Consider the following 23,047-nt stretch of genomic DNA (forward strand, 5'->3'; position numbering starts at 1 on the left):
TCCGAAGGCACTCCAAAGACTATGAAAGAACAGTCAGTTCTGCCGAAGCATGGATATTATGGGCTAATTGCCAAATAATTATTAATCGATTCTGATAATAACAATACTTAATTTTTAAACATGCTCTTAACTGCCGAGGAGACACACCCTGTGGCTGACAGTGGAAATTCGGATGCAATAGCGGAGTTTTTGTTAAGTTTTAACGCTAAACTTCTGGAAGGAAACGAGAAAATCTTTGAATAAAAAATCCCTCTCCTGAATGTCAGAAGAGGGACATAAAATCTGATTATTTTTAAATACTAGTGCTTAAAGTGCCGCACGCCCGTGGTTACCATCGCCATGTCGTTTGCATCGCAATAGCTGATAGAGTCTTGGTCACGGATGGAGCCGCCAGGTTGCACAACGGCCGTTACGCCCGCCAGACGGGCAATCTCCACACAATCGGCAAAAGGAAAGAACGCATCAGATGCCATCACCGAGCCTTTCAGTTCAAACCCAAAAGCCAAGGCCTTGTCGATGGCCTGACGCAACGCATCCACGCGGGAGGTTTGGCCAGTTCCGCTGGCAATCAGGCGATTTTCGGTGGCCAACACAATCGTATTGGATTTGGTGTGCTTGCACACTTTCAACGCAAACTCCAACGCCCGTACTTCTGATTCGGTCGGTGCTTTGGCGGTTACGGTTTTAAATTGTGAAGCGGTTTCTACTACCAAATCTTTGTCTTGCTCAAGCACTCCGTTCAAGATGGTTTTAAACATCTTAGCGGGCAATTCCACATTTTTACGCTGAAGTAAAATGCGATTTTTCTTCGATTGCAACAACGCCAATGCCTCAGGCTCATAGGCGGGAGCAATCAATATCTCCATAAACAATTTATTCAATTCTTCGGCCGTGGCCACGTCAACGGTAGCGTTGGTGATAATCACTCCTCCAAAGGCAGAAACTGGATCGCAGGCCAAGGCCGTTGCGTAGGCTTCTTTGGCAGTAGCTGCGGTGGCTACGCCGCAGGCATTGGTATGTTTGATGATGGCGAAGGTAGGTTCAGCACCAAATTCATCAATCAACGCCACGCACGCATCTACATCCACCAAGTTGTTGTAAGACAACTCTTTACCATGAAGTTTATCAAACATTGCCTCTAAGTCTCCGTAAAAAGTAGCCGCTTGGTGCGGGTTTTCTCCGTAGCGCAATGAATTTTGCGGCAACTCGGTAAATGCGTAAATATCCTTCGTCGATTTCCCTAAAAACCATTGATTAATCGCCATGTCGTAATGGCTCGTGGTCGCAAAAGCCTCTTGCGCATAACGACGGCGGTCTGAAAGTTCAGTGCCGCAATTTTTCTCGGTCAAAATGCTCAACACATCCGCGTATTGCGTACGCGACGATACGATGAGTGAATCTTGAAAGTTTTTGGCACCCGCCCGAATCAACGAGATTCCTCCAATGTCAATTTTTTCGATAATGTCTTCCTCACTCGCCCCCGACGCCACGGTTTCTTCAAACGGATACAAATCTACCACTACCAAATCAATGGCAGGAATCTGGAACTGAGCAGCCTGCGCTACATCGCCTGCATCTTCGCGACGGTACAGAATACCCCCAAAAACCGCAGGGTGAAGGGTTTTGACACGCCCTCCAAAAATGGAAGGATAGCCCGTAAGGTCTTCCACCGCCGTCACGGGAATACCCATGTTTTCGATAAAAGTTTGCGTACCACCCGTCGAGTACAGCTTAACGCCATTTTGGTGGAGAAGTTGGACAATAGGTTCGAGACCGTCTTTGTAATAGACCGAAAGTAAAGCCGATTGGATTTTTTTCATTGAATTGAGTGCTTCCGCACTGTTGATTATTTATCGTGGGGAATGAATTATTTATCCTGACGAACAAATCGTTAGTGCAACAAAAGCGGTTAATTGACAACTGATTACATCACTGATAAAAAATGAAGCCGCAAAATTACTGCTTTTAATCTTAGAAAAGGAAGAATGAAAAAAGAAAACCTGCAACAAGGCGGGTCTTTGAAAAATCAGCGTTGCCGAAACCGCTTATATTCGCCGTGAAGCAGCCAACCCAACAATTCCTCCCAAGCCCAATACGACTAGCGCAAAGTGCCCATACGCATTAAAAAGCCATTGGGTCAAATACAAGCTCGGAATGGTAATAAAGAACCCAATCGAAGTGACCAACGTCAGCGCCGTAGCCCGATAATTTGACGGGGCATTTTGCGAAACCAAGGTCGAAAACTGCGGCGAATCTCCCACCACACTGACGCCCCAGATAAACATAAATACCAGAAAAAAGAACACAGAATAGACTGGAAGAAAAACGCACAGCCCACAGCAAATGCACGAAATCAGCAGCGAAAACCAAGCCGTCTGGTGACTTCCCCAACGCAACGAAAGCTCGCCCGTCAGAACGCACCCCAACGCCCCCGAAGCAATGATACCAAAAGCAAACAGCGGAACAGACAGATTTTGATTGGCAAGTTGGTTATATGAAGTGATGAGAACCGGAACAAAAGCCCAAAAAGTATAAAGTTCAAACATGTGTCCGAAATAACCGAAAGCCGAGCGTCGAAAAGCCTTATCCTTAAACACATCTCGCAAAACGGCGGGATTAAAGCGTCCAGCTACACGCCTAAATGGGCCATCTTTTACAAACAGCCCAATCACAATTCCTCCCAAAACGGCCAGACCTGAGGTAACTGTAATGACGTATTGCCAAGGCAGGCTGAGCGAAAATGATTTAAGAATATACGGGAAGGCCGTTCCCAACACCAACGCACCCACCAAATAGCCCAAGGCTTTTCCTAATCCCGTTTCGTACCAATCACTGCAAATTTTCATACCCACGGGGTAGACACCCGCCAGAAAGAATCCAACACCCAGCCGCGCCAAAAACAGGCCTTCGAGCGACTGATAACTGACTAAAACTGTCAGATTACAAGAAGCAGCCAGCGCTGCCGAAATCATAAAGACCCGTACGGGAGAAAAACGGTCGGCAATGGAGAAATAAGAATAAAAAAGCGTACCCAACACAAACCCCAACTGAACGGCCGTGGTCATGGTGGGCATAAAAGCCGACGTTTGAGGATGAAATGCCTGTAATGTTTGCATGACGGCATTGACCGCAAACCACAGCGAAGTGCCCGCAAACTGCGCCACCACCACCAGCGGAAGAAGGTAATAAGGTCGTTTCATTCCATTCAAAAAGCAATGTTACCAAAGAATAAGCGGTTTCTCAAAAGGAAATAGATTTTGATTCGTTTTTACTTTCATAGAAAAACCTTTTGACCTTTTTCTTCATGACGCTTTCTAAAATTACGCTGATTTTTGGCAGTCTTCTGCTTTGTATACTTCAATTGTCCTATGCACAACCCGCCTCCGAAATGGATATTTTCCAGTCCTTGCCCCCCGAAAAACAACTCAGTACGTTTAGCGGATTTCCTTGTGCTTCGTTTCTCTTTATCGGACGTCAAGCCAAAGTCGTGAAGCCAATCAAAGTGGCAAGAAATGCTCCTTGGGTATGGCGGGCACGTTTTTGGGGGCACGAGCCACAGGCCGACAGTACGCTATTGGCTCGCGGGTTTCACGTGGTGTATTGCGACGTAGCCGAACTCTACGGCAATGCACACGCCGTTGAAATTTGGAATCAATTTTACGCTTTTTTGTATAAAGCGGGGCTTTCATCCAAAGTTGCGCTCGAAGGCTTCAGTCGCGGCGGGGTATATGCGTACAATTGGGCCATCGCCAATCCCGAAAAAGTATCCTGCGTCTACGCCGATGCACCCGTGCTAGATCTGAAAAGTTGGCCAGGCGGCAAAGGCCGAGGCCCGGGGAGTGCGAAAGATTGGGAGGTATTCAAACAGGATTATAATTTACAAACGGAAGAAGAAGCGGCACAATTTAAAGGAAGCCCACTCGACAACGTGGAAAAAATCGTCAAAGGTGGCTATCCGATGCTCCATGTCTGCGGCGATGCCGATGAGGTGGTGCCTATTGAAGAAAATACTACATTGTTTGAGCAACGCGTAAAAGCGCTGGGCGGCAACATCACGGTTATTCACAAACCCGGCGTAAAGCACCATCCGCACAGCTTGAAAGACCCCTCGCCCATCGTGGCGTTTATCTTACGGGCTACATGGCGGGATTAATGCGTTGTCGCCCTAAAAGGGCCTAAAACACACTAACAATTTGAATAACACATGTCAAAAGCGTTTTTTCTCCCAATCCTTTTTGTGGTTTTAAACACGGTTGCGCAGGTTAAAATAGACAAATCGGCGACGACTATTTCGACGCGTTTTGCTCCGCCTGTTGGTTTTGAACGCAAGGCTACAGAATCCAACTCGTTTGCTTATTACCTGAGGCGTTTGCCGCTGAAGCCTTGGAACAGCAACGTATTGTATTTTGACGGCCGGACCAAAAATACGCCCAACGTGTACGTCTCCGTCGTGGATTTAGGTATCGGCAAAAGAGACCTCCACCAATGCGCCGACGCCGTGATGCGCCTACGGGCAGAATACCTGTACGCCCAACGTCGTTTCGAAGAGATTCATTTTAATTTTGTGGCCGACGGCAAGCCCCGCTTTTTTAAGAACTACGCAAAAGGCGATTACACTTACCCGAAATTCTGGAAATACATGGAATACATTTTTATATCGGCCAATACCCGTTCTTTGCACGATGAATTAAAGCCCGTTGCGATGTCAAAAATGCAAATCGGCGATGTTTTTATTCAGAAAGGAATTCCATTTGGCCATGCCGTCATTGTGGTAGATATGGCCGAAAATCCAGCAACGGGGCAAAAAGTGTATCTGTTGGCCCAAAGCTACATGCCTGCCCAAGAAATTCAGTTATTGGTCAATCCTCAAAATAACTCGCTCAGTCCTTGGTATGAACTTAAAAATGAAACAATTACTACTCCTGAGTGGACTTTCGAGCCTGCTGACCTCCGTCGTTTTGCGGGTAATTAGTCCATTTTTGGTCCGTAAAAATCTGCATTCTCAAGCGCTTTCGTTATTTGCGTTTTTGGTCTGTTCAACGGCCTACGCTCAATCTGAATACCTCAAAGCTTATCCTGACCACATTGTTAGATTCACCAAAAACCAACTCATTTGGAAAGATTCAACAGCCATGCCGTTTGATGATGGGCAAAAAAAAACGTTTGCTCAGCTCCTCCAAAACGCTGATTTAGAAGACCAATTAGCCCAAAAATATCCTTTAAATCGCGTTCAAAATCCGCCTGCCCTCAATCAAGACCCCGGTCGTTTTCGTTACGAGCCTTTTTTTCGAAAGATGTACGGAAACACAGAGGCCGAAGTCCGCAAAAACCTAATGGAGATTATCTGGCTTCCCAAAACCCAAAAAAAGAAGTTATTAGTAACAAAAATAAACAACGTTGATAAGCATTTTCAGGCCGTTTCTGATGAACTGGAAAAACATCCTGAATTACTAAAATACGTCAACAATCCCGCTGGGACATTTTCGTGGCGGGTCATCAGCGGCACCAGCCGGCTTAGTATGCACAGCTACGGCACAGCTATTGATATTAACTTAAATCTCTCGCATTATTGGCAATGGGACTGCCGCTGCAAGGATGAATCCGTCAAGCTCAAGTACCGCAACCTCATCGCCGCCCAAGTCGTTGAAATCTTTGAAAAACATGGCTTTATCTGGGGTGGAAAATGGTACCACTACGACACCATGCACTTCGAATATCGGCCCGAATTACTGCTGAAATGATTGGAACTCGGCAAAATGACCAAAAAACGAGAAAGAGATTCTAGCAAAAAATCCGCCTTTTATAGTAAACAGACGCTTGGCTGTCTACCCTAAAAGGCGGATTTTTAGTTTTAAAAACGGTTTATTATTCCGCTAAGAATGGGTAACGATAATCCACTGGTGAAACAAAAGTTTCTTTTATGGTGCGGGGCGATACCCAACGCAACAAGTTCAAAATAGAGCCCGCTTTGTCGTTCGTTCCCGACGCTCGCGCCCCGCCAAACGGCTGCTGCCCTACCACGGCGCCCGTAGGTTTGTCGTTGATGTAGAAATTCCCTGCGGCATTTACCAATTTCTTACTTGCCTGCTCAATTATGTAGCGGTCTTGGGCAAAAATAGAGCCTGTCAGTGCATAAGGGGATGTTTTATCGACTAATTCGAGCGTTTCTTCAAATTTATCTGGCTCGTAAACATAAATAGAAAGCACTGGTCCAAATATTTCTTCGCACATCGTGGTATACATGGGGTCGGTGGTGAGCAGTACCGTAGGCTCAATAAAGTAGCCCGTTGATTTGTCATAATTTCCACCCGCGATGACCGTCACACGGGGGTCATTTTTGGCATTCTCAATGTAACCTGCGATTTTATCAAACGATTTTTCGTCAATGACGGCGTTGATAAAATTGGAAAAATCTTCCGTAACACCCATTTTCATGCTTGCCAAATCAGCAATCATGTAGCCTTTTACTTCTTCCCATAAGTTGGCTGGGATGTAAGCCCGCGAAGCCGCTGAGCATTTTTGCCCCTGATACTCAAACGCTCCGCGCACCAAGCCCACCGCCACAGCTTTGGCGTTGGCCGATGAATGAGCCACGACGAAGTCTTTACCGCCCGTTTCGCCCACAATACGCGGGAAGGATTTATAGATAGAAAGATTATCGCCAATGGTTTTCCAGATATGCTGAAACACTTTTGTACTGCCCGTAAAGTGAATGCCTGCAAAGTCAGGATGGCTCAAAATGACATCCCCCGCTACGGGACCATCTACATAAATCAGGTTAATAACGCCATCGGGTACGCCTGCTTCTTTGAATACTTTCATCAAAACGTTGGCCGCGTACACTTGCGTAAGCGCGGGTTTCCATACGCATACATTGCCCATCAACGCCGCCGAAGTAGGCAAGTTTCCCGCAATCGCCGTAAAATTGAAGGGCGTTAAGGCAAACACAAACCCTTCCAACGGACGGTGCTCTAAGCGGTTCCAAACACCCTCCGAAGACTGTGGCTGCTCACAGTATATTTGGGAGGCATAATGCACGTTAAAACGCAAGAAATCAATCATTTCGCAGGCCGCATCAATCTCGGCCTGATAGGCATTTTTGGATTGTCCAAGCATGGTTGCCGCATTGATTTCGGCGCGGTACGGACCCGCCAGTAAATCAGCCGCTTTCAAGAAAATGGCGGCCCGATGTTCCCAACTTAAATTTGCCCAATTTTCACGCGCCGCCAAAGCTGCCTCAATGGCTTTTGTCACGTGCGACGCATCCCCCAAAGAATAATACCCAAGTATGTGTTGGTGGTCGTGGGGAGGCGTCACGGCGTGTTTATCAGCCGTCATTATTTCCTCGCCACCAATGTACATTGGTATCTCTATTTGGCGACTTCGTGCTTCCACAAGAGCCGCTTTGAGCGCGGCCCGTTCGGGCGAATTCGGTGCGTAAGATTTGACGGGTTCGTTCTTGGGAACGGGTACGTTGAAAAATCCAGTAGCCATAATATTGTGTTTGTTGATTTTTGGATGAATGTTACTTCCAGCTAAGTCCCATGTTATAAAACATAAAAGCGTAAATATCTGCCGTTTGTTCCAACGACTTAGCGGTATTGCTTGCACCGTGTCCACTGTTCACGTCAACCCGAATCAAGAGAGGATTTGTGGTGGTTTTGGCGGCTTTGGCCTGCAATTCGGCAATGTATTTAAACGAATGCGCTGGCACCACTCGGTCGTCATGGTCGGCGGTAGTAACGAGCGTTGCGGGATAATTAATGCCTTCTTTGATGTTGTGCAGTGGCGAGTAGCCGTACAAATTTTTGAAATCCGTGGCATTGTCGCTGCTGCCGTAATCGGCAATCCAGTTCCAACCGATGGTAAATTTATGAAAACGAAGCATGTCCATCACGCCCACTTGCGGAAACGCCACTTTGGCCAAATCAGGCCGCTGATTCATGACTGTTCCGACCAGCAAGCCTCCGTTGGAGCCACCGCGCAACGCCAAACGGGCGTTGGAGGTATATTTTTGAGCAATGAGGTACTCCCCTGCCGCAATAAAATCATCAAATACATTCTGCTTTTGAAGCCGCATTCCTGCCTCGTGCCATTTATCACCGTATTCGGCCCCGCCGCGCAGGTTGGCCTGAGCATACACGCCGCCGTTGTCCAAAAACGGAATCAATACGGGACTGAAACTAGCCGTCAAGCTGATGTTAAATCCACCATAGCCGTACAAAATAGTGGGATTCATTCCGTCCAATTTCAGTCCTTTTTTATAGACAATAAACATCGAAATTTTGGTGCCGTCTTTGCTGGGATAAAACACCTGCTTTGTCTCATAATCAGCGGGTGTAAAGGCCACTTCAGGGTTACGGAACACTGTACTTTTGCGCGATGCAATGTCATAACTAAAAATCGTGGGGGGATAATTGAACGAAGAAAACGTGTAAAAAACCGTTTTGTCTTCTTTTTCACCACCAAAACCACCCGCTGAGCCTAAGCCGGGGAGCGGTACTTCATTTTCGAGCTTTCCGTTCAAATCGTACACATAAGCGCGGGTCGTTACGTCTTTGAGGTAGGTCACAAACATTTTCCCACCTGCCGTGCCTGCGCCCTGCAATGGTTCGGGTTTTTCTGGAAGAATTTCTTTCCAATTTTTCTCGTCAGGATTGGCCGGGTCAAAAAGTACGACACGCTCGTTTTTGGCATTTTTATTGGTGCGGAGCAAAAATTTATTGCCCACGTTGTCGACAATCGAAAACTGATCGTCTGTAATTTCAGCAACTACGGGCTTAAACTCTTTTTGGCCGTTTTCGCGATAATAAAGTGCATTCCCATCTTTGCCTTTGCCTCTATCTGAAATATTCAGGAACGAAAACCGCTCATCTTCACTCACATACACCCCATGAAAACGCTGCGGATTTGCTTTGTCTTCATACACCAATTCATCCACTGACTGCGCGGTTCCTACTTTGTGAAAAAACACTTGGTGATTTTCATTTTTTGCCGCCAATGCGCTGCCTTCAGGTTTGGGATAACGGCTATAATAAAAACCATTTCCTTGCCACGAAGCCCCCGATACTTTTACCCATTCGATTTTATCGGCGAGCATTTTCAGGGTTTTCATGTCCATAATTTGGTATTCCTGCCAATCGGAGCCGCCTTGGGAAAAACCACAAACAGCATAATCTCCTTTTTTGGACAAACTAAATACCGTCAGTCGCGTGGTGCCGTCGGCCGAAAGTTTGTTGGGATCCAGCACAACTTCGGGCGCACCATTCATTCCTTTTTGGCGGTACAACACCGACTGATTTTGTAACCCGTCATTCTTATAAAAATAAAAATACTCTCCCTTGCGGCGCGGAGCCGAATATTTGGGGTAGTTATATACTTTTTCCAACTGCTGTTTGATGAGGCCTCGGTAGGATATTTTTTCTAAATATCCGAAAGTGACCTTGTTTTGCTCCGTTACCCAGGCTTTGGTATCGGCGGCGTTATCGTCTTCGAGCCAACGATAAGGATCGGCTACTTTTGTACCATGATAGTCATCGGTGTGCGCTACTTTTCGGGTGGAGGGATAAGTCATTTGGGCGTGTAGAGTGACGGAGAACAAGGCGAGAAAAATAAAGGGTTTTACCATGATGGAATACGCGTTTGGATGAAGAGTTTGGCAAAAATAAAAAATGTCGTCCTCTTGTCAGAGAACGACACCTAAATAGTTTATTTTGACACCTTTTTTAAGGTGATACCAATGTATAGTTATTAATGGTTCCGCCCGTTTTTTGGCTTCCAGAGGTGCGGGTCATTACAAATTCCGTTTCAGTAGCCGAGTTTATCGTAAACTGAATGGTTCCGTTGGTGCCCGTTGGTTGTGGTGTCAAATTCTTCAATATTAGGGTGTTGCCGGCAGTTGTTTCCTGCACTTCCCACTGACCCGTAAAAGTATTTCCATCCCACTCTTTCAAGGTTGCGGAGGTAGGGCTACTCAAGTCCAACCGAAAATTAAGATACCCGGGTGTTGGGTTAGTAGCGGCGCCCTTGGTATACACTACGCTCGAACCATGCTTAATCAATTGCGCGCTCCACACTCGTCCGATAATTTCGCTTAAAGGTTTAGGTTTCTTCTTGCAGCTTGAAACCATCACGGTACCTACCACTGCAATCATTACAAAAACCGTAAAAAAACGTTTCATAAATAGTTACTATTTTAAGTAAAATTGATTCTTCACAATTAACTCACTATACAAAACCCACGCCAAAGGTTTAATATTGCGCTCGAATATCAGTTTTTTTCAAAAAACTTACAAGCTTTCGACGCAAAACCTATTCAATGGTACTTTTAACTCGTCTTATATAATCAAGACGAAAAAAAGAGGCCACACGTTGCATCCTTATTTCTTTTTTAATTTAGGCCCACTTCTCACGGCAAACGAAGAGATTGCCAAGTGACCATTTGCCAGCCTTCCTTGCGCTTAACATAGACATCTGTAAAACGAAAACGGGTATTTAGTTGTTGGCCATTGCTGACTACTTTGGCAGTACAGACCCCCGTAATCACAGCCGTTTTATCATAAATCCGCACTTTCAACTCGTCAGCGGTCATTTCGTTGTAGACCAATTTACCGTCCTTTATTGATTGAATGAAAGAGGCTTTCGTGTCAATCAATCCGTTGGAATGGCAGTAAATAATGTCTTCACCCATGACTTGGTTCAGGTACGCATAATCTTTGCTGACCAATGCCGCAAAGCGTTTTTTCTCAATATCGGCAACCAATGTCTCTTTGGATGTTTGAGACAATGCCACATAACTTTTAAATACCCAGAGCAGCAAAATGGCCCCGATGAGAGTGAACCTTGATAGATTTTTCATTTTCAATCAAATTATTGGAAAACTAATGCACAAAACTACAAATTCTTTTTCTTCATTTCCTGAACGGCATGATTAGCCGCCCGGGCTGTAAACGCCATAAACGTCAAGGATGGGTTTTGGGTGCCGATGGACGTCATGGCCGCCCCGTCGGTGACAAATACATTTTTACAGGCGTGCAACTGATTCCACTTATTGACCAGCGAGGTTTTGGGGTCAGCACCCATCCTTACACCACCCATTTCGTGAATATCCAGTCCGGGATTGCGTTTATCATCTACCAAACGAATATTTTTAAAACTTGCCTTATCCAACATTTCGGCCACTGTGGTATGAAAGTGTTTAATGATTTTCAGGTCATTGTCATCATATCCTACCGACGTAATCAACTGCGGAATACCGTATTTGTCTTTGTGGTCAGGGCTGAGTCGTAAATGGTTTTCAAACTTCGGAATTGTTTCAGCCTGAATCTGTACGTACAAATGCCATGGCCCGGGTTGACTGTTTTTTTCTTTCCAGTCGGCCCCAAAGCCTTCTTGCCCCGCTGCATTTCCCCAGCCACCACGGGCCGCACTCAGCGCCACGAGATACCCCCGCAAGAAGTCGGTTTCCTGTTTATGCACATTCTGATAACGTGGCATAAAACCTGACGTTGGCCGCCGACCAAAATAATATTGATCTTCAAAGCCGTCAATATCGGCATAAGCAATACCGCGATAATTGTGAAAAGCCACAAAATGCCCCAGCAACCCATTGTCATTTCCCAACCCTGCGGAAAAGCGGTTGGAGGTTGAATTGAGCAAAATCTGGTTACTTGCTAAGCACGAAGCATTCAGAAAAATGATTTTTGCGTAATATTCAATCACCTCTTTGGTATTGGCATCTATAATCCGGACGCCTGTGGCTTTGCCCTGTTTTTCGTCATAAATAATAGAATGTACCACCGAATGCGGCCTCAGCGTGAGCTTTCCCGTTTTACGTGCGGCTGGCAAGGTAGACGATTGCGAACTAAAATACGCACCAAAAGGGCACCCTCGGTAGCACAAATGCCGCGCCTGACACTGCGCCCGGCCAAGGGCCGTATGCCAAGGCTGTGGCTTGGTGAGGTGCGCACAACGACCAATGATAAGGTGACGATCGGTGTAGTTAGCGTTCAGCGATTTTTGCAGGTGCTTCTCAACGCAGTTTAATTCCCACGGGGGTAAAAATTCCCCATCGGGCAATCCCTCCAGTCCATCTTTATTGCCGCTGATGCCGGCAAATCGTTCTACATAACTGTACCAAGGGGCCATTTCGTCGTAGGAAACAGGCCACGGAACGGCGAAGCCATCGCGGGCGGGCCCTTCGAAGTCAAACTTACTCCAACGCTGCACCTGCCGCGCCCATAAAAGTGATTTGCCGCCTACCTGATACGCCCGAATCCAGTCAAAGGGCTTTTCCTGAATGTAAGGTTGTTCGGCATCTTTGGTAAAAAACTGCTGTGTGGCTTCATCCAACGCGTAGCATTTACTGGCAATGGGGTTTTCTTCCCTAAACGACGGCGGAAGGCGGTTATGGTGCTCAAATTCCCACGGATTTTTCATGGCCGTGGGGTAATCTGTGATGTGGTTTACATCGCGCCCGCGCTCCAATACCAACGTACGCAAGCCTTTTTCACAGAGTTCTTTGGCCGCCCAACCACCCGAAATACCCGACCCGATAACGATAGCGTCGTAAGTGTTTTGTTTTTCCGCGTTGATATTCAAATACATATAGAAACGGGTTCTTTTATAAACAACTACAAAAGTAAATTCACGAACTCGAAGGTACTAAGATTTATGATGGGAAGAAAAAGTGCAGGTGTGTAAATAATTCCACACTTCCCTTTGCTACTGGCACACTTTTTTAAGCATTCTCTGTGCAGCATTATTCATTCGCTGCCTTATTCGAAATTCACTAATCTCTACATCAAAATGAAACGATTCATAATTGCTTCTCTCGCATCGTTGGTTTTCGTGGTTGCGTGCCAAAAAGTGCCGCTCACGGGCCGTAATCAGTTGATGCTCATCAACAGTAAAGAGCTGCTACCCATGAGTTTCAGCAGCTACAAAGAAGTACTCGACACCAGCAAAGTTTTGCGAAACGGCGCTCAGGTAGAAATGGTTAAACGCGCTGGGCAACGCATCAAAAAATCCGTTGAAGCCTATTTGACCGCCAATAATTACAGTCAGGTATTGGAAGGGTTTCAGTGGGAATTTAACGTCATCGACAACAAAGCCGTCAATGCTTGGTGTATGCCCGGCGGGAAAGTGGTTTTTTATACGGGGATTTTACCCATCTGTCGCGATGAAACAGGCATTGCCGTGGTGATGGGCCACGAAATTTCACACGCCATTGCCAGTCACGGCGCTGAGCGCATGAGTCAAGGGCTACTCGCCCAGGGAGCGCTCACTGCTGGTCAAGTGGGATTGGGCGTAGCGATGGCCAACAAACCCCAAGAAACCCAAAACATTTGGATGGGGCTGTACGGGATAGCGGCACCAGCGGCGGCCAGTGTGGGGTATATTTTACCCAATAGCCGCAATCAGGAAAGTGAAGCCGACCGTTTGGGACTTACGTTTATGGCTATGGCGGGCTATGATCCACGCGCTGCCGTTGATTTTTGGCAACGGATGGCGCAGGCAAGTGGTGGTCAGAAACCTCCGCAGTGGCTCTCTACTCACCCCGCTGATAATAGCCGCGTGTCCAACCTTCAGAAGTTGATGCCCGATGCAGTGAAGCTTTATAACAAATCAACCGGAAATACTAAATCAACGGGAAGACGATAGAAAATACAACGTCGGCGAGGTTTTGAACCTCGCCGACGTTACGACATTCTCTTAACTTTTCAAAAGTCGTGCTCTGATGGCCTCCGGAATGGGGGCTTTCTTTTTTTGGGCATAGTCATAAAATACCACCCGGGCAACACCTTCGGCAGCGATGCGCTCATGACGCGTACTGATGACCAATTGTTGCAGTTGAATACTGAATTCATCCACCGACTCAGGTTTGACCCGCGACGCAACTACAACCGTATCAGGATACGTGACAGGAAACTTATATCGGCAGTTTATTTCAGCCAAAATAGGCCCAATTCCTTCTGGCAACGCCGCTAATTGCAAAAAATCGCTAAAAAAACGAATTCGGCCCGACTCCATATAACGCAGGTACGAAACATTGTTTACATGCTGCATGGCATCCATATCCCCCCACTGAACGGGCAGTTCGAGGTAAGAAGGATAGTCTTTGATAAATTCCTGAATAAAAAGCATGTTTTTTGGAGCGTTTCAGATTCAATCAATTATTTTCTTGAGAAGCCAAATACGTATAATCGTTGATGATAGTCAGCAGAAAAGTACGCGGCTCAGTGATATTATTGATACTGAGCACATTCGACACCTTTTCGGCCGTTTGGGCTGTCAATTCTTCATTACGTCTTCTAAGTACCTGCCGAATGGTTTCAATATCACGGTCAGTTAATTGGACCACTTCCGAGTAGGTAACTTTATAATCTTCGGGCAGTTCTTGATAAACTACTTGGCTGAGCTGTACGCGTTTGGTTGTTTTTATTACGGTAGTACCCGCCGCAATGTCGCCTATTCGCTGGCCCTTCCCATTGGCCGCTATCGCAATAATGGCCACAATCGGCGTAAAAATACCCGTGTCAATAATCAACAATAGCCACCGCAACAGGTAGGCGCTCAGCGTTGGTTTGTTGCCGTCCAAGCGCACCACCCTAATATTCATGGCTCTTTTCCCCAATGTTTGCCCATTTAGAAAATATTCGGCAAGCAAAGGATAAAGTAAAACGGGCAAGATAATGGTTAAAACCATCAAAAACATGGATTGATCATCACCTAGTTTGAGTAAAGAAAACAACCCAAACCACGCCATAGCCCACCCCAAATAAATCAATCGGTCGATGATGGTCGCCAAGATACGGTCTCCCACACTGGCTGGTTCATATTCTAATTCAACATTTTGGGAAGTTTGGATACGGACAGACATTTTTTCGGGTGGAAAAGGATGAATTTGTGAATGAGTGAATAGTTTTTTATAACTTTTCCGCAAAATAGACAATTCGTTTATTTACTCATTCTATCATTTATTCATTTTAATGAAAGAAGCTGTTTTTGTCAAACGAAATACGGAAAAGTGGCACGAATACGAGTCTACCCCCGCCCACGACCCCGACCGGCTTACGGAGCGATTCATTGAGTTGACCGATGACCTTTCGTACGCCCGGACGTTCTATCCCAAGTCCACTGTGACGCGTTATCTCAACGGGGTGGCGGCTCAATTTCACCAAAAACTCTATTCCAACCGCCAAGAAGACCGCAACCGCATTGCCGCTTTTTGGAAATACGAACTGCCTCTTTTGATGTTTGAATCACGGTTTAAGTTGTTGTACTCATTCCTGTTTTTTTTCGGCGCTTGTATTCTGGGCTGGCTATCGGCGGCCCACGACGATACTTACGTAAGACTCATCATGGGAGATGAGTACGTAAATCAAACCCTCGAAAACATTAAAAATGGCGACCCTTTGGCTATTTATGGCGGTACGGGCCAAGCCGATATGTTCATGCAAATCACCGTCAACAACATCAAAGTTTCGTTTGTGGCGTTTGCGTTGGGAGCTTTTTTCTCGTTTGGCACCATCGCTATACTATTCCAAAATGGCGTTATGTTGGGTTCTTTTCAGTACTTTTTCTTTGAGCGCGACCTGTTATTGACTTCTGTTTTGAAAATATGGATTCACGGTACGCTCGAAATCTCCGCCATTGTCATTGCAGGGGCCGCTGGATTGGTGATGGGCCACAGTTTACTTTTCCCTGGCACCTACAGCCGGCTAGAATCATTTAAACAGGGCGCAAAAAAGGGCATGAAAATTGTCATTGGCTTAGTGCCCGTCTTTATTACTGCGGGTTTTTTAGAAAGTTTTATTACCCGGCTTACCCTGCATCCCGTAGTTAGCAGCAGCAGCATTATTGCTTCGGCCCTGTTTATCGTGTGGTATTTTGTTCTGTACCCGCGAAAAATTTACCAACAAACGACCCTCTCTTAATTTCCTCCTAACGAACCATCTCCTCTTAACTTTCTAACCGATGAAACCACCTATCCAATTACAACAGGAGCGCGATTTTGGGCAAAAAATCAATGTAACATTTGAGTTTATTATCCAGAATTTCAAGCCGTTGATGCTTTCTCTTTTGTACATTGCAGGCCCACCAGCACTGATTGGCGGCTTTTTTATGGGCGCGTACCAGTCCAATATGCTTTCGCTCCAACAGCAAATCTTAGGCTCCGACGACGTCGACAGCTCCCTTTCCAGTATTTATTCCATGGGTTCATCCATGTTGCTACTGTTCATCTTTTTGGGAGCGGCGGGGCTTGCCGCCACACTGGTGGTCAACGCTTACTTGATTGAGTATGAAAAAGGAAACCGAGATATTACGCCCGAAATCATGTGGAATCGGGTAAAAGAATACATTGGCAAAGGAGTAGGATTCAGCATTGTGATGGTAGCAGCGGTCATTGTAGCAACGATGTTTTTTCTCATTCCGGGCATCTACGTGGGGGTTACGCTCTCGCTAATGTACATGGTCATGATGCGCGAAAACCTCGGTTTGGAAGCTACGTTTCGGCGGTGTTTTTATCTTATTAATGATAAATGGTGGTCTACATTTGGGCTGTTGATGATTATGGGAATCATCTCAGGTATTATCGGTTATGTATTTCAGATTCCGACGATGATTGTTACGTTTTCTGCTATTCTTCAAATCGGCGATGGCATCAATACTTTCTGGACCACCGTGGGTGGGGTAATCGGAACCGTGGGTTCTGTTCTAGTGCGGTCATTGGTGCTGGTAGCAGTGGGATTTCAGTATTATAATTTAGTAGAACGTCGGGATGGTTCGGGGATTATGGGCGCGATTGAAGACATCGGTAAAAACGACACACCGAGAATTGACCGCCGGGAAGAAGAGTTTTAATAATGAATGGAGGAGAAGTTTGGTCAGAAGAATTAAGGACTTCACCCCTTCGATACATTGATTTGTCAAAAACAAACCGCCAGTTTACTTATTGATTTTTATTTTTATTGAAATACATGCACCACGAATCCGTTGTACAGAAATGAAATCGGCCTCGCGCGACCAAATTTACGAAGACCTCAAAAATGCCCGTTCCAATTTTCGTAAAACGGAGATAACTGGAATGGATTTGAGCGGGATGGATTTGTCGGGCGCAGATTTTCGATTTTCTGATTTGTCAGGGGTTAATTTCAGTAATTCAATTTTAAAGAAAACAAACCTCAGTTTTTCCAATCTTGACGATGCCAATTTTGAAAATGCCGACTTGACAGATGCCAATTTGAGCTTCTCGTCATTGGTGGAAGCTAATCTCACCAACGCCAAAATTGCGGGGGCAAATTTCAGTTTCTCAGGCATCAGCAAACGAAACCCCGCCGACCGTTTTGCCTCTCTCACCCATTTTTTATACCGAACAGGCTGGTTTGGGACCGTCATCGGGATTTTTATCGGAGCATTTATTTTCTACGGAGTCAGTGCGGTCATTTATTTTACACACCAGATTCTGACCGCCTCTGACCCGAGCTTGGCCATGCTCAACCAATACATTGTTGGAAATAATATTTCGGGTGGAATCATCACGGTTCTGATGACGAATTGGCTGTCTGGCCCACTGGAAAAGTATTTTAAAACCACGTGGATTCAGCACTTAACACTGTCGTTAATTGTGGGAATTGGCTATTTGGGTTTAATAACTTTTTCTTATTTTCAATTCGGCGACAAAATTATCACCGATGTGCTGGAGAAGTTTCCCAATCAAGTCACCAACAGCGCCCCTTGGTACGTGTACGTTCTGTGCCCCATTTTTGTCGCCAACGTTTTTCATTATTTTCAAAAGCAGGGCAAACAGCTTACGCTCATCATTACCGAGCAAGAACTGCAACTTTCGGAATTAGAAAAATCAAAGACCAAAGCCGAATTGGAAGCACTTCAGGCCAAAATCAACCCTCATTTTTTATATAACTCTCTCAACAGCATCGCGAGTTTGGTTCATATTGACCCCGACAAAGCCGAGCAGATGACCTTGCTGCTATCGAAATTATTCCGATACGTGACCAATAAAAAAGCGGATTATTTTGATTCACTCGACAACGAATTGGAAATGGTCGCGACCTACCTCGAAATTGAGCAAGTGCGCTTCGGCGACCGTCTGTCCTTTAAAATCATTGTTCGCGACGAAACACTCCGAAACATACCCGTTCCCCGTTTTTTAATTCAGCCCGTGGTTGAAAATGCTATCAAACACGGCATTGCGCGTATTGCCGACCGTGGCGTGATTGAAGTCCGAGTCACCAAAGAACAAAACCTACTACGAATTACGGTCCATGACAACGGCCCTAGCTTCCCCGAGCCTATCAGCGGCGGGTATGGTTTGCAAAGTGTTCAGAACAAACTCAAGCTGCTGTATGGCGACAAAGCGGCGGTGTCCCTCCAAAATCTTCCCCTCAAACAAGTCATTCTTGACTTGCCTTTTGCGCCGTAGTTGGTAAGTCGTCAAATAAAAGGCTAATTTTGTGGCAATTACTAAAAAACGCACCATTCTAAGCAAGGTTCGGAATTCTCAACCGCTTCTTTTGGTTTTGATTTTATCCTCCCACAATAGCAGGACTCCCAATAAATGACAAAATTTGATTTTAAAGATTTGATACTGTTTGAAAACGAAGATTACATCGTTATCAATAAACCACCGCACGTAGCCACCATTAACGAACGTACCGCCGACAAGTCGGTGAGTATTCTTCGGATGGCCAAAGAATATAGTTTTGACGCTCAGGTAGGCCACCGATTGGACAAAGAAACCTCTGGTGCGTTGGCTATTGCCAAAAATCCCGAAGCCTACCGGCATTTGGCCATGCAGTTTGAACACCGCGAAGTGACCAAACGCTACCACGCCGTGGCCAACGGCCTCCACGATTTTGACAGTATTTCGGTGTTTTTGCCGATTTCACCCGTAAAAGATGGCACCGCCGTAAAGATTGACCGTCAAAAAGGAAAGGCGGCCGAAACCGTATTCTTTACGCTCAAAGCCTTCCGCCGACACACATTGGTGGAATGTATTCCCATCACTGGCCGGATGCACCAGATACGTATCCACCTGCAATGCCTCAAAGCACCCATCGTGTGCGACCCAACTTACGGCGGAGCCAACGTGCTTTTGTCTTCGTTGAAAAAGGATTATAAATTAAAGCAAGAGACCGAAGAGCGCCCCATCATGCAACGAGTAGCGCTGCACGCTTTCTCGCTTTCGTTTCAGTTGATGAATGGCGAAACCATTAAAGTAGAAGCCCCTTATCCCAAAGACTTTGCAGTATTGGTGAAGTTGTTGGAGAAGAATAGTTAAATAGGCAGTAGGCAGTAGGCAGTAGAAAAACAAAGTTTTGTATTAATTACTGCCTACTGAAGACTGATTACTTATAAATAGAGAGGCACTTTTGCCATCCAGTCGTTTACTTCCTGTTTTACGGCTTCGATTTTTGCGTCGTTGTCAGCATTCATTAATACCGTATCCATCAAATCAACAATACGCTCCATGTCGGCTTCTTTGAGGCCGCGAGTGGTCATGGCGGGCGTTCCGACGCGCATTCCTGAAGTTACCATCGGTGATTTAGTATCAAACGGCACCATGTTTTTGTTTACCGTAATATCTGCCTTGATAAGGGTATTTTCGGCCAACTTACCCGTCAGCCCTTTCGAGCTCAAATCAATCAGCATCAAGTGGTTATCTGTGCCTCCTGAAATAATTTTGTAGCCTTTTCCTACAAACGCGGCGGCCATAGCCTGCGCGTTTTTACGTACCTGAACGGCATATTCGGTATAATCATCGCTCAACGCTTCGCCAAAAGCTACGGCTTTGGCCGCAATCACATGCTCCAACGGACCGCCCTGTATACCGGGAAATACGCCAGAGTCAAGCAACGACGACATCATACGAATATCTCCTTTGGGCGTAGTGATACCAAACGGGTTAGGAAAATCATTCCGCAACATAATCACCCCACCGCGTGGTCCGCGCAGGGTTTTGTGCGTAGTTGTAGTTACTATGTGGCAATGCTCAAGCGGGTCATTCAATAATCCTTTGGCAATCAGACCCGCTGGGTGCGAAATATCCGCCAAAAGAACCGCACCGATTTGGTCAGCAATGGCCCGCAGACGTACATAATCCCAATCGCGGCTATAAGCAGAAGCTCCGCAAATCATCATTTTGGGGCGCTCTTTGAGGGCAGTAGCCTCTACTTTGTCCCAATCAATCAGTCCAGTTTCCTGCTCTACTCCGTAGAAAAACGGCTGAAAATATTTACCAGAAATATTGACTGGTGAGCCGTGGGTCAAGTGACCGCCGTGCGCTAAGTTGAAGCCTAAAATTTTATCACCGGGCTGCAAGCAAGCCAAAAACACTGCCGTGTTGGCTTGAGCTCCCGAGTGGGGCTGTACGTTGGCCCAAGAGGCTCCAAACAATTCTTTAAGGCGGTCAATCGCAATCTGCTCAATTTGATCCACTACTTCGCAGCCACCGTAGTAACGTTTGCCGGGCAAGCCCTCGGCGTATTTATTGGTCAACACGCTTCCCTGAGCTTCCATTACTTGCTTAGAAGTAAAGTTTTCGGAAGCAATCAGTTCAATACCCGACTCTTGGCGGTGGTGTTCTTTAGCGATCAAATCAAATATTTGGGTGTCGCGCCCTGTTGTCGTAGCAACCATTGGATTTACAATTTGGGATTTACGAAATACAAAATGGGGAAATGTTTCGGCAAAGGTACAAAGACGCGTTAAAACTTACAGTGTTATTCTGTAAACCTTTGAAATTCATATTAACTTAAATGACATTCGATGGTGATGGCAGGGGCCAAATTCCTCAATGGCTCGCCGATGAACAGGAGTGGGATACCCCACATTTCTGGCCCAACCGTACTGTGGAAATTCTTCGGAAAGCCGCTCCATGAGGTCATCACGATAGGTTTTTGCCAACACCGACGCCGCCGCGATGCTCATAAATTTAGCATCTCCTTTCACAATACAAGTATGCGCTACAAAAGGGTAAGGTGTAAAACGATTTCCATCCACCAACAAATGTTCGGGGCGCAACGTCAGCTGGTCCAGCGCGCGGTGCATGGCCAAAAAACTAGCTTTTAGGATATTGATTTGGTCAATTTCCTGATTAGAAACCTCCGCTACGGCCCAAGCCAATGCCACTTCGGTGATTTCGTTACGCAATTGATTGCGCTGCGCTTTGGTGAGCTGCTTAGAATCATTAAGCAAAGGATTCGTATACTCTTTGGGTAAAACAACGGCCGCCGCAACCACGGGGCCCGCCAAACATCCACGGCCTACTTCGTCGAGCCCTGCTTCAATGAGATGTGGATGATAAAAAGGTTTTAGCATGTTGTTTTTAGAAAATAAAACGTTTGCAATAACAGACATTGACCTCAAAACAGATGTATATAATTTAAGGTCATACCTTTGACGTCGGCCGTAATTTTGGTCTGGCGGGCAATTTACTTAATTTTGTTTCGAGGTTATATCTCCTTGTCTATTTTTACCATGCGTTTAACATTGTTATTTATACTGTTGTGTTTTCAGGTTGTGGCCCAAAAAAGTGCCGCTGATACCCTAAAAACAGGCGGAATTATCAGTACCAACTATTTTGGGATTCCCAAAGACACCTCCGTTTATCGTATTAAAATGGGCGATAAACTCCGAATTCAGAGTCTAAACGCTCTCGAAATCATCTATCCGCAAGGTGGAAATATCTCGGTGGGAAATTCTCCTATGACTGGCGGACAAGCAAGCGGTGCGCCCGCGTATCTTGCTACGGTAGATTTAAAAGGCCAAATCATTCTGCCCCAGGTGGGGCGCATCAGCGTAACTGGACTCACCAAAGCCGAAGTGGCGGCTGAAATAGAAAAGCAATATCAACCATTGATAAACAACCCTGTTTTTGACATTGAAATCATCAATCGTCGTATTCAGGTGTTGGGGGCGGTTGCTAAGCAAGGGGTCATTACGATGGAAATGGAAAAAATAACCCTGGGAGAAGTCATTGCGATGTCAGGCGGAATTGATTTTACCATCGCTGACAATACCATCAAGCTGATTCGCACCCGCTCAGGTATGCAACAAGAAATCAGTTATGATGTTCGAAATCTAAGTGATCCCGCCGTGGCCAACATCCCGATTTTTGATGGCGACTATGTGTTTGTGCCCCCATCCAAAAGCAGTTTAAGGGTAATAAAAAACCAAAAATTCTCCAGCATTTTACAACCTATTGCCCTAACTTTAAATGCAATAGCTATATTACTGGGGCTTTACATAACCATCAGCCGAAACTGATTCCATCCTCTATGTTTTCGTTTTTAAAAGGATCCAAAAGCAAATCTCCACAGGCCGTATCGCTGGCAGCCATCGAAAGCGATTGGCATTGCCACATCCTGCCTGGGATTGACGATGGCAGCCAGAACGAAGAACAGAGTTTAGAAATGCTGCACTATTATGTACAAATGGGCATCAAAAAAATCGTGGCTACCCCTCACGTTCGCGCCGATTTTTATAAAAACACCAACGAAACAATTGCGGCCGCTTTTCAAAAAGTACAAAAACTAATTCAAACGCATAACCTACCGTTGGTTTTAGAAGCGTCGGCGGAGTATTATGCCGATGAAAACTTTTTTGAACTCATCACACACGGGCAACTATTACCCATTGAAAATCAGTACATTTTGTTTGAATTACCCATGCAAAACGCCAGTCTCTGGGGTGTTAAGTTGGCCGAAATGCTTCAGAAAAAGGGTTATACCCCTCTCTTAGCCCATCCTGAGCGTTATCGTTATTGGCACAACAAACCGAAAGAATGGAGTCTTTGGAAAAACAACGGGGTCTGTTTTCAACTCAATCTATTATCATTGACGGGGTTTTATGGCGCCGCCGAGCGGCGGGCTGCCGAGCAATTGCTGGAAGCAGATTACATTGATGCCGTCGGAACAGACGCCCACGGGCTACGGCATTTGCAAAAATTAAGCGAATTGACGCAAAATCCTCTCTTTGAGAGCATACAACAATTACCTTTGCTCAACCGTCTGGGCTAAAAAGT

The 23,047-nt window shown here is 45.8% G+C and carries 21 protein-coding genes; 10 read left to right on the plus strand and 11 right to left on the minus strand.

Features of this window, described 5'->3' with window-relative positions; translation table 11 throughout:
• Positions 1 to 299: 299 nt before the first annotated feature.
• Together purH and DVG78_RS17575 are read right to left on the minus strand one after the other, a co-directional pair.
• The gene (gene purH / locus DVG78_RS17570) at positions 300 to 1,820 is read right to left on the minus strand and encodes a bifunctional phosphoribosylaminoimidazolecarboxamide formyltransferase/IMP cyclohydrolase (protein ID WP_114462367.1); all 1,521 of its coding nucleotides are present in this window, start codon (positions 1,818 to 1,820) and stop codon (positions 300 to 302) included.
• Positions 1,821 to 2,045: 225 nt separating this feature from the next.
• A complete protein-coding gene (locus DVG78_RS17575) occupies positions 2,046 to 3,200 on the minus strand; it encodes an MFS transporter (protein ID WP_114462368.1) in 1,155 nt (384 codons plus the stop codon).
• Between the two features lie 104 nt (positions 3,201 to 3,304).
• On the opposite strand from DVG78_RS17575, the gene DVG78_RS17580 reads away from it, so the two are divergent.
• Genes DVG78_RS17580 through DVG78_RS17590 form a run of 3 tightly spaced genes read left to right on the plus strand, consistent with a single transcriptional unit; the run spans position 3,305 to position 5,741 of the window.
• Positions 3,305 to 4,153, plus strand: coding sequence for an alpha/beta hydrolase family protein (locus DVG78_RS17580; protein ID WP_229598256.1), 849 nt, complete (start codon positions 3,305 to 3,307; stop codon positions 4,151 to 4,153).
• A 51-nt stretch (positions 4,154 to 4,204) separates the two neighbouring features.
• A complete protein-coding gene (locus DVG78_RS17585) occupies positions 4,205 to 4,972 on the plus strand; it encodes a DUF4846 domain-containing protein (protein WP_114462369.1) in 768 nt (255 codons plus the stop codon).
• Entirely contained in the window at positions 4,905 to 5,741 is an 837-nt protein-coding gene (locus tag DVG78_RS17590; protein ID WP_114462370.1) for a M15 family metallopeptidase, read from the plus strand. The genes DVG78_RS17585 and DVG78_RS17590 overlap by 68 nt, the downstream gene beginning before the upstream one ends.
• A gap of 124 nt (positions 5,742 to 5,865) precedes the next feature.
• Here DVG78_RS17590 and pruA read toward each other — a convergent pair whose 3' ends face one another.
• The 5 genes from pruA to DVG78_RS17615 form a co-directional block, all read right to left on the minus strand.
• Positions 5,866 to 7,494 (minus strand): L-glutamate gamma-semialdehyde dehydrogenase, encoded by a 1,629-nt coding sequence (gene pruA, locus DVG78_RS17595; protein ID WP_114462371.1) that lies wholly within the window; start codon positions 7,492 to 7,494, stop codon positions 5,866 to 5,868.
• Positions 7,495 to 7,525: 31 nt separating this feature from the next.
• On the minus strand, positions 7,526 to 9,628 hold the full coding sequence (locus tag DVG78_RS17600) for a prolyl oligopeptidase family serine peptidase (RefSeq protein ID WP_114462372.1): 2,103 nt from the start codon (positions 9,626 to 9,628) through the stop codon (positions 7,526 to 7,528).
• Positions 9,629 to 9,725: 97 nt separating this feature from the next.
• Positions 9,726 to 10,181 (minus strand): hypothetical protein, encoded by a 456-nt coding sequence (locus tag DVG78_RS17605; RefSeq protein ID WP_114462373.1) that lies wholly within the window; start codon positions 10,179 to 10,181, stop codon positions 9,726 to 9,728.
• Between the two features lie 227 nt (positions 10,182 to 10,408).
• Complete coding sequence (locus DVG78_RS17610) at positions 10,409 to 10,858, minus strand: nuclear transport factor 2 family protein (RefSeq protein ID WP_114462374.1); 450 nt, start codon at positions 10,856 to 10,858, stop codon at positions 10,409 to 10,411.
• Positions 10,859 to 10,893: 35 nt separating this feature from the next.
• Positions 10,894 to 12,606, minus strand: coding sequence for a GMC oxidoreductase (locus DVG78_RS17615; RefSeq protein ID WP_114462375.1), 1,713 nt, complete (start codon positions 12,604 to 12,606; stop codon positions 10,894 to 10,896).
• 201 nt (positions 12,607 to 12,807) lie between these two features.
• On the opposite strand from DVG78_RS17615, the gene DVG78_RS17620 reads away from it, so the two are divergent.
• A complete protein-coding gene (locus DVG78_RS17620; protein WP_199563270.1) occupies positions 12,808 to 13,662 on the plus strand; it encodes a M48 family metallopeptidase in 855 nt (284 codons plus the stop codon).
• 51 nt (positions 13,663 to 13,713) lie between these two features.
• Here the strand turns inward: DVG78_RS17620 and DVG78_RS17625 are convergent, their stop codons facing one another.
• Complete coding sequence (locus DVG78_RS17625; RefSeq protein ID WP_114462376.1) at positions 13,714 to 14,145, minus strand: acyl-CoA thioesterase; 432 nt, start codon at positions 14,143 to 14,145, stop codon at positions 13,714 to 13,716.
• A 25-nt stretch (positions 14,146 to 14,170) separates the two neighbouring features.
• Entirely contained in the window at positions 14,171 to 14,881 is a 711-nt protein-coding gene (locus DVG78_RS17630) for an RDD family protein (protein ID WP_114462377.1), read from the minus strand.
• Between the two features lie 109 nt (positions 14,882 to 14,990).
• Between DVG78_RS17630 and DVG78_RS17635 the strand changes: the two genes are divergently transcribed.
• The 4 genes from DVG78_RS17635 (at position 14,991) to DVG78_RS17650 (ending at position 19,303) form a co-directional block, all read left to right on the plus strand.
• Positions 14,991 to 15,938, plus strand: a complete 948-nt coding sequence (locus DVG78_RS17635) for a stage II sporulation protein M (protein ID WP_114462378.1) — start codon at positions 14,991 to 14,993, stop codon at positions 15,936 to 15,938.
• Positions 15,939 to 15,978: 40 nt separating this feature from the next.
• On the plus strand, positions 15,979 to 16,866 hold the full coding sequence (locus tag DVG78_RS17640) for a hypothetical protein (protein WP_114462379.1): 888 nt from the start codon (positions 15,979 to 15,981) through the stop codon (positions 16,864 to 16,866).
• Positions 16,867 to 17,008: 142 nt separating this feature from the next.
• The gene (locus tag DVG78_RS17645; protein WP_114462380.1) at positions 17,009 to 18,445 is read left to right on the plus strand and encodes a pentapeptide repeat-containing protein; all 1,437 of its coding nucleotides are present in this window, start codon (positions 17,009 to 17,011) and stop codon (positions 18,443 to 18,445) included.
• Between the two features lie 135 nt (positions 18,446 to 18,580).
• Complete coding sequence (locus DVG78_RS17650; RefSeq protein ID WP_114462381.1) at positions 18,581 to 19,303, plus strand: RluA family pseudouridine synthase; 723 nt, start codon at positions 18,581 to 18,583, stop codon at positions 19,301 to 19,303.
• Between the two features lie 71 nt (positions 19,304 to 19,374).
• Here DVG78_RS17650 and glyA read toward each other — a convergent pair whose 3' ends face one another.
• Positions 19,375 to 20,661, minus strand: coding sequence for a serine hydroxymethyltransferase (gene glyA, locus DVG78_RS17655; RefSeq protein WP_114462382.1), 1,287 nt, complete (start codon positions 20,659 to 20,661; stop codon positions 19,375 to 19,377).
• Between the two features lie 105 nt (positions 20,662 to 20,766).
• Positions 20,767 to 21,342 carry a ribonuclease HII gene (gene rnhB, locus DVG78_RS17660; protein WP_114462481.1) on the minus strand — a complete coding sequence of 192 codons (576 nt, stop codon included), beginning with the start codon at positions 21,340 to 21,342 and terminating at the stop codon, positions 20,767 to 20,769.
• Positions 21,343 to 21,501: 159 nt separating this feature from the next.
• Between rnhB and DVG78_RS17665 the strand changes: the two genes are divergently transcribed.
• Together DVG78_RS17665 and DVG78_RS17670 are read left to right on the plus strand one after the other, a co-directional pair.
• Positions 21,502 to 22,290: a polysaccharide biosynthesis/export family protein gene (locus DVG78_RS17665; protein WP_147277109.1), complete on the plus strand. Its 789-nt coding sequence runs from the start codon at positions 21,502 to 21,504 to the stop codon at positions 22,288 to 22,290.
• Between the two features lie 11 nt (positions 22,291 to 22,301).
• Positions 22,302 to 23,042: a tyrosine-protein phosphatase gene (locus DVG78_RS17670; RefSeq protein ID WP_114462384.1), complete on the plus strand. Its 741-nt coding sequence runs from the start codon at positions 22,302 to 22,304 to the stop codon at positions 23,040 to 23,042.
• Positions 23,043 to 23,047: the final 5 nt, after the last annotated feature.

Origin of the sequence: Runella aurantiaca (genome assembly GCF_003339505.1) — a bacterium.
Classification (GTDB): domain Bacteria; phylum Bacteroidota; class Bacteroidia; order Cytophagales; family Spirosomataceae; genus Runella; species Runella aurantiaca.